We start from the raw sequence: 14,456 nt of genomic DNA, 5'->3' as shown, positions 1-14,456 counted from the left end.
CCCGAACAACCGTGCTTGAATAGCACACGTTATTGAAGAATTCCGTTCGGTGAGGCCACATGATCGACCATCGGCTCCAGATGCTGCGCATGATCAACCACCACGGGACGGTGACCGCGGCGGCGCGGGCGCTGAACTACACCCCTTCGACCGTGTCCCAGCAGATCAAACAGCTCTCCCGTGAACTGGGGGTCGTGCTGCTCACCCACCACGGGCGTCAGGTCCGGCTGACGTCGGGGGCCCGCACGCTGTTGACCCATGCCGACATACTCTTCGCCCAGTGGGAGCGGGCCCGGGCCGAAATCGCGGAGCACGTGGAGGAGCCCACCGGAACACTGACCCTGTGCGGCTTCTCCACGGCTGCCGGTGTACTGCTTCCTCCCACCATGGCGAGCCTCAACGAGGCCTATCCCCACCTGCGCACCCAGGCCATCGAGGCCGAGCCCGCCGAATGCTATGACCTGGTGCTCTCCGGCACGGTCGACCTTGCCGTCGTGGTGCTCACCCCCACCACACCCCCCGTCTCCGACCCCCGCTTCGACCAGCTTCACCTGATCGACGACCCCCTCGACCTGCTGGTGCCCTTGGACCACCCGCTCGCCCGGAGATCGGAAGTACGCCTGTCCGAGACCGCAGCGGAGTCCTGGATCGTGGCGCGCCTCGGCACGACCTACCACCAACTGGTCATGACCGCCTGCGCCAGCGCGGGGTTCACCCCCGAAGTCGCCCACTACGTGAACGAGTGGGAGACCGGGACCGCCCTGGTCTCCCGCGGCTTCGGGGTGTGCCTGGTGTCGCGCCTGGCCCGCTGGTCGGACCGCTACCCGGTGGTGCGCATCCCCCTCTACGGCGATCCGGCCCCGACGCGGCGCGTCCTGGCCGTCACCAACGCCGGCGCTGCTTCGCGCAGGCCCCTGCGCCACGCCCTCGACTCTCTCGCTGAGACCGCGAACGACCTGGTCACCGCAATCCGAGAGCCCCGCTAGCCGGATCGGCACGCGCTTCTATCGCCGGGTTCACGACGGTTCGGCCAGTCCGGTCGTGCTGTCCGCGAGTGCTCGGATCTGCGCGGCGACGGTGTGCCGCACCCGCGCGGGGATGTCATGGCCGACGCCCGGCAGGGTGACCAGGCGCGCACCGGGGATCCGGGAGGCGATCGCGCTGGCCGCGCGCGGCCGGATCAGGGGGTCGTCCCGGCCGTGCAGCACCAGCGTGGGCGCCGTGATCGTGCTGATCGCCGGACCGTGCCACTGGGCACCGATCTGGCGGCTCTGCGCCTTGGTGTCACCGACGCCGATATCGGCGAGGCGTTCGGCCCGCTCACGCGCTTCCTGCTCGTCGAAGGGGTGGCCGGGCGCCGCGCAGAACCGGGCGATGTCGACGCTGGCCTGGATGGATCCCTCCCTGGTGTCGGGGTGGCCCATCCGGCTGGTCCGGACGAGGCCGGGCAGGTGGATGTAGCGCAGGGTGCCCAGCCCCGCCGCGTCGCCGGGGACCGCCGAGATCGAAGTAAGAGTGCGGACCCGACCGGGGTGGCGGACGGCGACGCGCTGCGCGACGGCACCGCCGAGTGACACACCGACCAGGTGCGCGGACTCCCAGCCGAGGGCGTCCATCACCGCGACGGCGTCGTCGGCCATGTCCTCGGCCGTGTACGCCTCGCCGCGCCTGCCCAGCAGCGCTTTGAAGGGCTGCTGGGTCTTGGTCGGTGGCAGGTAGGTCGACTCGCCGGAGTCCCGCTGGTCGTAGCGGGCGACCGAGAAGCCCTGCCCATCCAGTGCTTGGCACAGGTCGTCGGGCCACCACTGCCGACTGACCGCCAGACCCATGACGAGCAGGAGCGGCTCCCCCTCGTCCGCGCCGGTCAACGTGTCGTAGGCCAGCCGGACGCCGCCGTTCCGCGCCCACTGGGTCGAAGTCCACTTCGTGCCGCCCATGTTCTACCTCCACACATACTGCGATCACCGTTCTCAGTATCAGGATAGGGCATGCCTCCGCCGGAGCGAGCGCGAGGCAGAGGAACTGACCGGACGTGGGGCGGAGGAGCTAGACGACCCGCATGCGGCACGTCAGGGCGAAACCTCCGCGCGGGGTGGGCCCCGCGCTCATCTCACCCTGGAACTCCCGGCAGCGCTCGTGGATCCCGGCCAACCCGGTGCCCCATGCCACCGGCCCCTCAGAGGCCCCGTCGTTGCACACCCTCATGGTCACGGCGGAACGCAGCAAGGACAGGATCTCCTGCCCGGTGCGGGTATCGAGAGCACCGGTGGGCTCGTCCGCGAAGATGACCTCGGGCCGTGCCATCAACGCCCGGCACAGCGCGACGCGCTGCTGTTGACCGCCCGAGAGCTGGTGCGGGTGGCGGTCGATGTGCTCGCGCATACCGGTCCGCTCCAGGATGACCTCCAGCCACCCGGGGTCCACGGCACGCCCCGCCAATTGCAGGGGGAGCACCACGTTCTCGCGTCCGGTGAGCGCGGGGAGCAGGTTGAAACCCTGGAAGACGAACCGTTGCTGATGTCTTAAGCGAACATCAGCATTCCGTGCATTTCTGCACGAAAGGTCCGTGACGGTGTCACCACAACCTCAGCTGGGTGTCCTGACGCGGGCAGGAGTCCGCTGAGGTGGCGGCGCTACGCGACGTGACGGTTGATTTGCCAGCCGCGTCCTTCACCGCGATCATGGGCTCCTCGGGCTCCGGTAAGACCACCCTCTTGCAGTGCGCTGCCGGGCTGGCGGAACCCACCAAGGGCAGGGGCACTCTGGGCGAGACGGAGATCGCGGGTCTGGACGAGCGGCGCCTGGCTCCCCTCCGAAGGGAGCGGATGGGGTTGTGAGCTGTTCTGTGTTCCCTCAGCAACCAGCCACTCCTGTCAGCAAAGATCACTACGGCCGCAGGCCACCGTTGAAGAGCCAGGCACTCGGATCGGTTCGCCCCGGAGAAAAGAATCAGGGAGAGTTCGCCGATTCCCCCCACACCGGCCCGCCCGTCCCGCTAACGTCTTTCTCGAACGTGTGAACGAGGCGCCAGGAGGGGGTGGGACCCGTGGCCGAGACCGCCCCACACCAAGCCGAACAGCAATCGGAAGGCAAGAAGAAGCGCAAGAAGCGGGGGTTCCAGCCCCGCCCCGGGCACGCGGTCCAGGCCTACGTCTTCGCTCTGGACCCGGGGTCTGAGACCGAGCAGCGGCTGCGCTCGCACTGCGGAGGGGCCCGGACGGCCTTCAACTGGGCCCGCAACCACGTCCTGGCCACCTGGGACCAGCGCGCAGCCGAGGCCTCCTACGGGGTTGCTGAGTCCGAGCGCACCCCGTGGCGGTCCTGGTCGCTGCCCAGCCTGCGGCGGGCCTTCAACGCCACCAAACGCCAGGACCCCCGGTTCGCCACCTGGTGGGCCGACAACTCCAAGGAGGCCTACAACACCGGCCTAGCAGGCGCCGCAGCCGGCTTCGATGCCTATGCCGCCGCCAAGCGCGGCGATCGCAAAGGTCCGAAGGTGGGGGTGCCGCGGCCCAAATCCAAGCACCGGGCGCCCCTGTCCTGCCGCTTCACCACCGGTACGATCCGGTGTGAGGACTCCCGTCGTCATGTCACGTTGCCGGTGGTGGGGCGGGTGCGCACCCATGAGTCCACCCGCAAACTCCACCGCCGCCTGACCAACGGGACCGCACGCATCCTCTCGGCCACGGTCTCGCACCGGCGGGGCCGGTGGCAGGTCTCCTTCCAGGTCGAGATCGCCCGCGCCCCCCGTGTCCCGGCCCGGCCGCAGGGGGTGGCCGGGGTGGACCTGGGGGTCAAGTCCCTGGCGGTGGTCGCCGACACCGACGGGCGGGTGTGGCACGTGGCCAACCCCCGCCACCTGGACGGGGCACTGACCGACCTGCGCCGGGCCTCGCGCAGGGTGTCGCGGCGCCAGGGTCCGGACCGGCGCACCGGGCGCCCTCCCCCCAAGCGGTGGGTCCAGGCCAACCAGGCCCGAAACAAGGTGCACCACCGGGTGGCGAATGTGCGCACCAACGCGCTGCACCACCTGACCACCAGTGTGGCGCGCGAATACGGCACGGTGGTCATCGAAGACCTCAACGTGGCCGGGATGGTCAAGAACCGCCGCCTGGCCCGCCACATTCAGGATGCGGGGTTCGGGCAGATCCGCCGCCAACTGGCCTACAAAACCATCTGGAACGGCGGGCGCCTGGTGGTGGCCGACCGGTGGTTCGCCAGTAGTAAGACCTGCTCGGAGTGCGGGGCGACGAAAGCCAAGCTGCCGCTGCACATCCGGGTGTTCGACTGCGATGAGTGTCCCCTGGTGCTGGATCGGGACGTCAACGCAGCACGCAACCTCGCCGCCCTAGCGGCGCAGGTGGGCAGTACCGGTACCGGAGTGGCCGGAGACCGGGGAGCGAGAGCTCCGAAGGCCCGTGGAGCCGACCGTAAGACCCGCACCACCCGCACCCGCCGCAGAGCGGGTGCGGGGCGGGCCGGTGGCGCAAGACCGCACATGCGGACAGAAGCGGGACACCGTCGTCAGGACACCCAACCCAGGTTGTGGTGACACCGTCACGGACCTTTCGTAAAGAAATGCACGGAATGCTGATGGTTACTTACGACATCAGCAACGGTAGTCGGAGGCCACCACCACGGGAGCTGCGGCATACCGTTCGACGGTTGCTACCTGCTGGTCAGCGGAGTAGTAGATGAAGGCGAACGCGCTCACGAGCGTCGCCGCGATCGTCAGGACGATCGTCGCGCCCAGAACGGTTCCCGGCCGGTGGCGTACAGAACGCCATCCCAGCCATACCGGCGTCGCAAGCATGGAGGATCCCTCGTTGATCGCCTGGGCGGCGGCACGTGGGCAGGCAGAGCGCCGACGGACCCGGTGGCCGGGTCAGTGGTCGTACACCTTACCGATGGCCGGGCGCCCCTCTCCCGGGTCTCCAGGGCCCACCTCGAACATCCGCGCTGTTCGCCCGGCGTTGGAAATACGGACCATTTCCTTCATGTGGCCGGGAAATCGGGCCGACGGATGGACAGCCCGGGAAAGGCGAAGCTGGGAGATGGCCGGGGAACTGGTCAGACTTGCCATAAGCAGGGCACTTTGCCACTTCCGCTATCCTTCGCGCATCCTCGTTTTCCTCGAAGCCAAGAGGAACCCTACGAGAGGCCTCAGCGGTCGACACGGGAGATTTTCATGTCTTCTGTGTGTGCGACTCACACGAGAACGACGGTCTCCAAGTTCAGTCCCCTGACCTGGCAAGAACGGATCGGGGCGGCTACCGCACAGCCTTGCCCGCAATGCGCGGGAGCCGGGGCATCCAGCAGAGCGTCGTCACAGCCGCGGCAACCGCGGCCATGGCGACGAACGCCCCCGCGTACCCCAGGCCGCCGATGACCCACCCGAGCGCCACCGCGCCGAGCCCCAGACCTCCGTCATAGGCGATGTTCCAGACAGTGCTCGCCGTGCCACCGCGTCCCACGCCCAACCTCTGGACGGTGACCACGAAGGAGTCGTTCTGGCACGCCCCGAAACCGGCCCCCAGGAGCGCAGCCCCGAGCAGCAGCACCCAGGTCGGTCCGTCCAGCGACCCGGCGATGAGGACGCATCCGAGGGCTCCGGTGAGCACCGAGGCCGTCAGAAGCCGCGCCGGCCCGTACCGGTCACCGATCGCGCCCGCCCCGAGCCGCCCGACCACCAGCGCGACCGACGCCGCAAGCAGGGCGAGCGTCACGGCTCCCGCCCCCGGGCCGGACACCGGAAGAAACGTGGTCACCGCCCCGAACGAACCCGCCGTCACTAGGAACAACACCATCGGCGCCGCGATCGCGCGCATGTCGCCCACCGACACCAGGTGGAACGATCCGCGGTTCTCTCCGGGCAGGCGGACCGCCAGTACCGCTCCAAGCAGGCTGGCCGCACCGGCAGCTCCGAAGACGAGGGAGAAGCCCCACGTCTGGGCGATCCACACCCCTCCGGCCAGCGCGGCGAGGTTCGGCAGCGCGGCGGCGACCCCGTAGTAGGAGGCCGCGGTCGAGAGCCTGCCCTCCGGGGCCAGATCCGCGACCAGGGTGGCCCCGGCCACGACGACGAAGGCGAAGCCGATGCCCCGGACCACGGTGATCGCCATGATCGGCGCGACCTCCGTGGACATTGCGTAGAGCGGGGTGGGTGCTCCCAGCAGCACAGCACCGAAGACCATCATCGTGCGCAGCCGGATGAGGGCGAACAGCCACGGCATGGCCACCTGGGTGCCCACCGTGGCCGCCATCATCACACCCGTCATCGCACCGACCAGCACGCTGGCCGCGCCGCCCTCGGAGGTCCAAAGAGGCACCACGGACAGCAGGGCCGCGTAGTTGACGAAGGCCAGGAAGGTCACGACCAGCAGGATGACGAGCCTGTCGCCCCGCCTTCCGTCCGCGCTTGGCGTCCGTCGCGGGTTCTCACTGCGCTGTCCACTCACGGGTCCAGCGTCCGACTCGGAACGCTATCGCGTCAAACAATGATTCATGATTGACTCCATTGCAAAAATAAATAGCCCCTGTTCCAGACGGCTTGGAGGCACCGTGGACACCCGACTCCTGCGCAGTTTCCTCGCGGTCGCGCGTCTGGGCAGTTTCACCGACGCCGCGTCGGAACTCGGCTACACCCAGTCCACGGTGACCAGCCACGTGCAGAAGCTGGAACGGCAGCTGGACGGCTGCCTGCTGGACCGCCTCCCCACCGGGGTGGCCGTCACCGACGTCGGCGCCCGGCTCGTCCCGCGCGCCGAAGAGGTCCTCTCCGCGGAGGGGCGGCTCCGCGCGGCCTCCTGCGGCAGCGGCCGCCCGTCAGGAACCGTACGCCTCATGGCCCCCGAATCTCTGTGCACGTACCGGCTTCCGGCGATCATCAGCGCTGTCCGCGGGGTGGAGCCCGAGGTCCAGGTATGGGTCACCCCGGGCGGCATCGACGACGCCCTGGATGCGGTGCGCCGGGGAACGGTGGACCTCGCGCTGGCGATGGAGCCCCAGGAACCACCCACGGAGCTGAAGGTTGAGCCCGTCGGCACCGAAACTCTGGTCCTTCTCGACCAAGGCACCCCAAGTGGGGGTGCCGAGGGAGGGAGCACCGGGACCGAGGGCACGGGGACGTGGGCGCAGCTGACGCGCCGGGACGCTCTGCTGATCGAAGAGGGGTGCGGCTATAGCGACGACGTCGCCGACCAGCTCGCCGCCACCGGGGAGGCACCCGGACGCCGGTCGCGGTTCGGCAGCGTGGAGGCCATCAAACGCTGCGTCGACGTCGGTCTCGGTTGGACCGTGCTGCCGCGGATCACCGCGGAGTCCGAGATCCGCTCCGGCACGCTGAGGGTCCTCGACGGTCCCCCGCTCACGGACTGCGGGGTCCACATCATCGCCCACCCCCGACGCCACCAGAGCCCCGCAGTGGGCGTCGTCGCCGAACAGCTGCGCCGGGTCTGGCGGGATTCGTCCGCCTGACGGTCAGCACCTGCCCAGTTGTCGAAGATCCGCCCCGCGGTGCGGTGTCGCCCGGTTCTTGCCACCAAGAGCTACCGCACCGCGTGGGTCGCCGCCGGTCAGGCGGTAGCGTCATCCGCCGTTTCGGCACGGCCGATCCCTCGGGTGAGCAGCCCGGCCAGGACGAGTCCCGTGGTGGCCATGACGCTCGCGATGATGAACGGGTCCCCGAAGCGGGCCATCAGCGGGGAGAACCCGAGGCCGATGTAGAGCGCCACGCCGACCGCTCCGCCGAGCTGGTCGGAGGCGCGCTGGATGCCCGATGCGATGCCGGCGTTCTCCTCGGTCACCCCGGACACCGCCGCGTACTGGAGCCCGACCAGGCCGAAGCCCATGCCCACCGCGATGAGCAGCATCGCCGGAATCAAGGTCGGCGCGGAGGCACCGAACCATGCGGTCGTCGCGAAGGAGAGGATGCCGAGCGCCGTCGACGTGATCCCCGTGCGCGCGACGACGGCGGGCCCGGCTTTCTCCATCACGCGTGGCACGAAGGTCACCACCGCGATGAGCGCGATCGCCAGCGGTAGCAGCATCAGCCCTGCTTGAAGGGGTGAGAGGCCGATCCGGTCCTGGAGGTACAGCGTGAACAGCAGGAACGAAGTCGACAGCGCCGCGCTCAGGCACGCGGTCGCGGCGTTGGCGGACAGCCGTCCCGAGTTCCGGAGGAAGCTGAGCGGGACCATCGGGTCGGCGGCGCGGCGCTCCACGACGACGAGCAGCACCGCCGCGGCCACGGCGGCGGCCAGTGCCACGAGCGGCAGCGTGCCGATGCCGGTACCGCTGCCCTCTCCCGCCTCGACGACACCGAAGACGAACAGCAGGGGCGCCGCGGTGAGCAGCAGGGAGCCCGCGACGTCGAGCGGGACCCGGGAGGGGCGGTGGGCCGCCGGGACGACCGTGAGGACCCCGACGAGTGCGATCGCGATGAACGGAACGGTTACCAGGAAGATCCAGCGCCACCCGAAGAGCTCGGTGATGACCCCGGACATCACGAACCCGACGACGAGCCCGCTGCTGGCCACCGCCGCCCAGATGCCCAGCGCCTTGGATCTGCGCGGACCCTCCGGGAAGAGCACGATGATGCTCGCCATCGCGGCGGGCAGGATCAGCGCCTCACCAACGCCTTGGAGCAGGCGTGCGGTCACGAGCCACTCGAAGGTCGGGGCGAGGCCCGCAAGCAGGGAGGCCCCGCCGAAGATCCAGGTGCCGGCGATCAGGACCCGACGTCGGCCGAACAGGTCGGCGAGGCGCCCTCCCAGCATGAGGAGGCCGCCTCCGGTGATGGTGTAGGCGACCACGACCCACGTCAGCTGCCGGGTCTCGACCCCGAAGTCCGCCCCGATCGATGGAAGCGCGATGTTGACGACGGTGACGTCGATGGCGATCACGAACTGCAGCATCGACAGGAACGTCAGCGCGACCCAGGGCCGCGCGGAGCCGGCGTCACGCCGGGCATCTTGGTGTTTTGATGTGAAAGACACAGGTGTCTACCGCTCGGAAGAGATGTTCCGGGCAGCATTCAGAAGCCGCCCGCTGACACAGTCCTGGCGGCAAGACGCTGATGTGGGATCGAGCGCCGCCGCTAGAAGCGGCGGAACTCCGTGAAGGCGATCGGGCTGCACATGGGGGTCATGCTAGCCGCGTTCGGGCAGGCGGGTCGCCCCGTTTTTCACCTGCCCGAACGGCGGCGCGCGGAGGCGCGGTCAGACCGTCGCGCGCAGCAGCGGGATCCGCTGTGCGACGGCCACCAGGAGGAGGCTGATGGCAGCGGTCGCGATCGCGTAGCCGCTCGCCGCCATCAATGCCTGGGTGCCCTCGAAGGTGCCGCCGATGTCGCGCAGTGTGTTCAGGACCATGACGTGTACAAGGTAGACGCCGAAGCTCAGACCGGACAGCGCACCGACGGCCTTGGTCGCCCTGGTCGCCACGGGTCCGGTGGCCTCCGCCAAGCGTAGTCCGCCGGCGCGCAGCAGCAGGTAGGCGCCCACACCCGCGAGCACCATCGGCGGGGACAGGAAGTCGTACACGTACTCGCCGCCGGTCCCCCATTCCCCCTGCACCATGGTGGCCACCCACGCGCCCACCGCGATGACGGTGACTCCCACGGTGAAGGAGACGGCACCGAAGCGGGTCGCCCGAGGGGTGGGCTCACTGTGCAGCAGCAGGTACCCGAGCAGGTAGAAGCCGAGGAAGGGCACGAAGTGCGTCACGGCGGTCACGCCGCCGGCGCCGTCGACCATGGCGAGGATCTGGTCGATGATGCCCACGGCCAGCGACACTCCGGCGAACCACCAGAGCCCGGAGCGCGACGTGTGGGCCACCACCGTCCGCAGGAACGGCGTGAACAGGTAGAGGCCGGCGATGATGTACAGGAAGTACAGGTGGATCGAGGGCGATCCCGAAGCGGCCTGGCCGACGGCGTCGGAGAAGCTGATGTCGTCGCGCCACCGCATCCAGAGCAGGTAGCCGGCGGTCCACACGATCAGGGGCACACCGATCTTGGCCCACCGCTTGCGGTAGAAGGCCCCAGGGCTCTCGTCCCGCGGGCGCAGCAGCAGGGCCCCGCTGAGCATCACGAACACCGCCACGCACCAACGCAGCGCGGAGTCCAGGACGTTCGCGACCCACCAGGGCGGGGTGTTGAGGTCCGCGTAGGCGGTGCTCACCAGCGGCGAGATCGTATGCACGATCACGACGGCCGCGGCCGCGACGACCCGGGCAAAATCGATCCAGCTCGTTGCCGGGGCGGGGGCGGTCGGCGCCGGCGCTGGGCGGCTCACGGGGGTCTGATCGACACGCATATCTCTTATCGATACCACTTCGTTATCTTCGGGTTCAACCCGATTCGCGGTAGCGAGACCAACGCCACCCGCGTCTGCACAGTTCTCACACAGGAGCGAACGGCCGTCACCTTGGCTGCTCTGCCCGCGGCGATCACCGTTCGCCGCATGACAGTACCGGCCGATCGCGCCAGGACACTACCCCAGGGCACGAAGTGGCCTGACGCGTCCTCTCACGGAGGCGGGTGAACCGGCCCCCTCCGTCCAGCTATGCCGGAGAGCCGCCCCAACGGAAACCGGCCCGACCAAGGCGGTCGGGCCGGTTCCGGATCCGGGTGCCGCTCATGGAGGAGGGCACACGAACGCGGACTTAGGCGATCTCGAACCGGTCAGCGTTCATGACCTTGGTCCACGCCGCGACGAAGTCCTGGACGAACTTCTCCTTGGCGTCGTCGGAGGCGTACACCTCGGCCACGGCGCGCAGCTCGGAGTTGGAGCCGAACACCAGGTCGACGCGGCTGCCGGTCCACTTGACCGCACCGGAGTCGTCCTTGGCCTCGAACGTCTGCGACGTCTCGGAGTTCTCACCGGTCGGCGCCCAAGTGGTGCCGAGGTCGAGCAGGTTGGCGAAGAAGTCGTTCGTCAACGTGCCCGGCTTGTCGGTGAGCACACCCACGTCGGAGTTGTCGTAGTTGGCGCCCAGCACGCGCAGGCCGCCCACCAGGACGGTGGTCTCCGGCGCGCTCAGGCCCATCAGGTTCGCCTTGTCGAGCAGCAGGTACTCGGCGGGCAGGCGGTTCTGCTTGCCGTAGTAGTTGCGGAAGCCGTCGGCGACCGGCTCGAGGTAGGCGAACGACTCGGTGTCCGTCTGCTCGGCCGTGGCGTCCACGCGGCCCGGGGTGAACGGGACGGAGACGTCCTGGCCGGCCGCCTTGGCGGCCTGTTCAACACCGACACCGCCGGCGAGCACGATCACGTCCGCGAGGGAGACCTTCTTGGCGGAGGAGGCGTTGAACGCGTCCACGACGCCTTCCAGCTTGGCGAGGACGCCGCGCAGCTCGGCCGGGTTGTTGACCTCCCAGTCGATCTGCGGCTCCAGGCGGATGCGGGCGCCGTTGGCGCCGCCGCGCTTGTCGCTGTCGCGGTAGCTCGACGCCGAGGCCCACGCGGTGGACACGAGCTGGGCGACGGACAGACCGGACTCGGCGATCTTCGTCTTCAGCTCGGCGATCTCGGCGTCACCGATGACCTCGCCCTCCTGGGCGGGCAGCGGGTCCTGCCAGATCAGCGTCTCCTCGGGGACCTCCGGGCCGAGGTAGCGCGCCTTCGGGCCCATGTCACGGTGGGTCAGCTTGTACCAGGCGCGGGCGAACGCGTCGGCGAAGGCCTCGGGGTCCTCGTAGAAGCGGCGCGAGATCGGCTCGTAGACCGGGTCGACGCGCAGCGACAGGTCCGTGGTGAGCATGGTCGGCTTGTGCTTCTTGGTGGCGTCATGGGCGTCGGGGATGATCTCCTCGGCGTCCTTGGCGACCCACTGGTTCGCGCCGGCCGGGCTCTTCGTGAGCTCGTACTCGTACTCGAACAGGTTCTTCCAGAAGCCCTGGCCCCACTGCGCGGGCGTGGTGGTCCAGGTGACCTCGAGACCCGAGGTGATGGTGTCGCCCGCCTTGCCGGCACCGTGCTGGTTCTTCCAGCCCAGGCCCTGCATCTCCAGACCGGCCTCTTCGGGGTCGGCCTCGAGGTTGTCGTCCGGGGCGGCGCCGTGGGTCTTGCCGAAGGTGTGACCGCCGGCGATGAGGGCGACCGTCTCCTCGTCGTTCATCCCCATGCGGCCGAAGGTCTCGCGGATGTCGCGAGCGGCGGCCATCGGGTCCGGGTTGCCGTTCGGGCCCTCCGGGTTGACGTAGATGAGGCCCATCTGGACGGCGGCCAGCGGCTTCTCGAGCTCACGGTCGCCGGTGTAGCGCTCGTCGTCGAGCCAGCCGGTCTCGGGACCCCAGTAGACGTCCTCGTCCGGCTCCCACACGTCCTCGCGGCCGCCGCCGAAGCCGAAGGTCTCGAGACCCATCGACTCGAGCGCGACGTTGCCGGTGAGGATGTAGAGGTCGGCCCAGGAGATGTTCTGGCCGTACTTCTTCTTGACCGGCCACAGCAGACGGCGGGCCTTGTCCAGGTTGACGTTGTCCGGCCAGCTGTTCAGCGGCGCGAACCGCTGCTGGCCGGCGCTGCCGCCGCCACGGCCGTCGTGCGAGCGGTAGGTGCCCGCGCTGTGCCAGGCCATGCGGATCATGAGCGGGCCGTAGTGCCCGAAGTCGGCCGGCCACCAGTCCTGGGAGGTGGTCAGGACCTCGGCGATGTCCGCCTTCACGGCGTCCAGGTCAAGGGCCTCGAAGGCCTTCGCGTAGTCGAAGTCCTTGCCCAGCGGGTTCGACACGGGGGTGTTCTTGGCCAGGATCTTCAGGTTGAGCTGGTTCGGCCACCAGCCGCGGTTGCCACCGCCGGCGGTCGGGTGCGGGGCCCGGGCACCGTGCGCGACCGGGCAGCCGCCGCCCTGGTTCTCCGCGGGTGTAGGCGCGACTACATCGTTGTTCTCAGACATCGACTTCCTTAGGGAAGGGGTGAACTTGCTGTTTCAGGGGCTGTGTGCGCTGAAGCACTCGGCGCACTCGCCCCAATAGACGACTTCGGCTTCGTCGATCGCGAAGCCGTGGCCGTGGGACGCTGTCAGGCAGGGTGCGTGGCCGACGGCGCACTCGACGTCGGCGATGGCACCGCAGGACCGGCACACGACGTGGTGGTGGTTGTCCCCGACCCGCGTCTCGTATCGGGCCACGGTGCCCTGTGGCTGGATGCGTCGCACCAGCCCCGCACTGGTCAGCGCCTTGAGCACGTCGTAGACGGCCTGGTTGGACACCGTGCCGAGGTTCCCCCGCACGACGTCGATGATCGACTCCGTGTCCGCGTGGGGGTGGTCGTGCACGGCGGTCAGCACCGCTAACCGAGGGCTCGTCACCCGCAGGGCGGACTCGCGCAGCATCTGCTCGAAATCCGAAGGGGTTGGCATGCCTCGAAGTCTGCCGCGTTTTCTGGAGTAAGTCAAGTTTTGTACTCAGTCCGTTGTAGGACCGAAGGTCCCGACTTTCACTCGCATGACCAGGACTTACGGCACTCCTCCGGCCTGGAGTCCCCCCGGCCGGGGACCGCTGCGAGACTCGGGTACGAGGACCACCCCCGATCTCAAGGAGCCAGCTCTTGTCGAACGAACACCCGCCCGCGACCGGCGAATCCCAGACCGTGGACATCGAGGAGATGACCCCCGACCTCTTCGACGCCCAGTTCCGCGCCCAGAACGACAGCTCCCTGCTCAGGGACCTGTGGGCACGCGCGTGGGGTGAGCAGTACCCCTCTGAGGTCCGCCCGTTCAGCGGGTGCCCGTGGCGCCTGCTCGGACTTATGGTCGCGGCACTGCGCCCCGCACCCGGAACCACCTTGGTGGACCTCGGATGCGGCCTCGGGGGTCCGGGGCTCTGGCTGGCGCGGGCGACCGGAACCCGGCTGACGGGAGTGGACTGGTCCCCCGTTGCAGTGGAGATCGCACGGGAACGGGCCGATGCGTGGCTGCCCTCGGGGCGTGCCGAGTTCCGCACCGGCACCTTCGCCGACACAGGGCTCCCCGAGGCATCGGCGGACACGGTGGTCAGCGTCGACGCCCTGGTCCTGGCTCTGGATCCGGACGCCGCGTTCAGGGAGGTGCGGAGGATCCTGCGCCCCGGGGGCCGCCTACTGTTCACCGCGGCCGAGCCGAGGGATGGTGTGGGCGACGGCGGGGCCACCGTGTTGGCGGAGCCGCTGCGTGCGGCCGGACTCGTACCGGGGCCGCGGCACGAACTACCGGGCGAACCGGAGGCGTGGGGGCGGCTCTACGCGTTGATCCGCGAACACGAGCGGGAACTGCGCGCGGAGATGGGCGACCGGGCTACCGAGACCCTCCTCACCGAAGGCAGGGTGCTCGGGCCCCATCTGGAGAGCCTCACGTGGGGCGCGATCGAGGCGACCGCTCCCGCCTGACCAGCCGGCTCGGCCCCGGACCCGGTCACACGTCCGCCCCGCTCGGTGAACCGGGCGGGGCGGACGGAAGCGGTGGGCGGCGGGCCGCCCGGT

The 14,456-nt window shown here is 69.4% G+C and carries 12 protein-coding genes and 1 pseudogene; 5 read left to right on the top strand and 8 right to left on the bottom strand.

Annotated features, from left to right (window positions below; genetic code table 11):
• Positions 1-59: 59 nt before the first annotated feature.
• A complete protein-coding gene (locus tag ACYVDG_RS23470) occupies positions 60-986 on the top strand; it encodes a LysR family transcriptional regulator (RefSeq protein WP_460757750.1) in 927 nt (308 codons plus the stop codon).
• A gap of 30 nt (positions 987-1,016) precedes the next feature.
• Here the strand turns inward: ACYVDG_RS23470 and ACYVDG_RS23465 are convergent, their stop codons facing one another.
• Complete coding sequence (locus ACYVDG_RS23465) at positions 1,017-1,937, bottom strand: alpha/beta fold hydrolase (RefSeq protein WP_460757749.1); 921 nt, start codon at positions 1,935-1,937, stop codon at positions 1,017-1,019.
• Positions 1,938-2,046: 109 nt separating this feature from the next.
• A pseudogene (locus tag ACYVDG_RS23460) lies at positions 2,047-2,520 on the bottom strand (ATP-binding cassette domain-containing protein); the annotation flags it as partial.
• Between the two features lie 104 nt (positions 2,521-2,624).
• Here ACYVDG_RS23460 and ACYVDG_RS23455 point away from each other — a divergent pair.
• Together ACYVDG_RS23455 and tnpB are read left to right on the top strand one after the other, a co-directional pair.
• Positions 2,625-2,837 carry an ATP-binding cassette domain-containing protein gene (locus tag ACYVDG_RS23455; RefSeq protein WP_460757748.1) on the top strand — a complete coding sequence of 71 codons (213 nt, stop codon included), beginning with the start codon at positions 2,625-2,627 and terminating at the stop codon, positions 2,835-2,837.
• A gap of 209 nt (positions 2,838-3,046) precedes the next feature.
• On the top strand, positions 3,047-4,552 hold the full coding sequence (tnpB, locus tag ACYVDG_RS23450; RefSeq protein WP_460757747.1) for an IS607 family element RNA-guided endonuclease TnpB: 1,506 nt from the start codon (positions 3,047-3,049) through the stop codon (positions 4,550-4,552).
• Between the two features lie 57 nt (positions 4,553-4,609).
• Here the strand turns inward: tnpB and ACYVDG_RS23445 are convergent, their stop codons facing one another.
• On the bottom strand, positions 4,610-4,813 hold the full coding sequence (locus ACYVDG_RS23445; RefSeq protein ID WP_460757746.1) for a hypothetical protein: 204 nt from the start codon (positions 4,811-4,813) through the stop codon (positions 4,610-4,612).
• Between the two features lie 457 nt (positions 4,814-5,270).
• Positions 5,271-6,458: an MFS transporter gene (locus ACYVDG_RS23440; RefSeq protein WP_460757745.1), complete on the bottom strand. Its 1,188-nt coding sequence runs from the start codon at positions 6,456-6,458 to the stop codon at positions 5,271-5,273.
• Positions 6,459-6,561: 103 nt separating this feature from the next.
• Here ACYVDG_RS23440 and ACYVDG_RS23435 point away from each other — a divergent pair, with 103 nt between their 5' ends.
• Entirely contained in the window at positions 6,562-7,476 is a 915-nt protein-coding gene (locus ACYVDG_RS23435; protein WP_460757744.1) for a LysR family transcriptional regulator, read from the top strand.
• A 98-nt stretch (positions 7,477-7,574) separates the two neighbouring features.
• Here ACYVDG_RS23435 and ACYVDG_RS23430 read toward each other — a convergent pair whose 3' ends face one another.
• From ACYVDG_RS23430 to ACYVDG_RS23415, 4 genes are all read right to left on the bottom strand, one after another.
• Entirely contained in the window at positions 7,575-8,915 is a 1,341-nt protein-coding gene (locus ACYVDG_RS23430) for an MFS transporter (protein ID WP_460757743.1), read from the bottom strand.
• 303 nt (positions 8,916-9,218) lie between these two features.
• Positions 9,219-10,316, bottom strand: a complete 1,098-nt coding sequence (locus tag ACYVDG_RS23425) for an acyltransferase (RefSeq protein WP_460757742.1) — start codon at positions 10,314-10,316, stop codon at positions 9,219-9,221.
• A gap of 349 nt (positions 10,317-10,665) precedes the next feature.
• Complete coding sequence (katG, locus tag ACYVDG_RS23420) at positions 10,666-12,894, bottom strand: catalase/peroxidase HPI (protein ID WP_460757741.1); 2,229 nt, start codon at positions 12,892-12,894, stop codon at positions 10,666-10,668.
• 33 nt (positions 12,895-12,927) lie between these two features.
• Positions 12,928-13,359 (bottom strand): Fur family transcriptional regulator, encoded by a 432-nt coding sequence (locus tag ACYVDG_RS23415; RefSeq protein ID WP_460757740.1) that lies wholly within the window; start codon positions 13,357-13,359, stop codon positions 12,928-12,930.
• Between the two features lie 188 nt (positions 13,360-13,547).
• Here ACYVDG_RS23415 and ACYVDG_RS23410 point away from each other — a divergent pair, with 188 nt between their 5' ends.
• The gene (locus ACYVDG_RS23410) at positions 13,548-14,363 is read left to right on the top strand and encodes a class I SAM-dependent methyltransferase (protein ID WP_460757739.1); all 816 of its coding nucleotides are present in this window, start codon (positions 13,548-13,550) and stop codon (positions 14,361-14,363) included.
• The last annotated feature ends 93 nt before the right edge of the window (positions 14,364-14,456 follow it).

Source organism: Nocardiopsis oceani, from assembly GCF_054777395.1.
The sequence above is the reverse complement of the archived record's forward strand: the minus strand, read 5'-3'. Positions and strand labels throughout refer to the sequence as shown.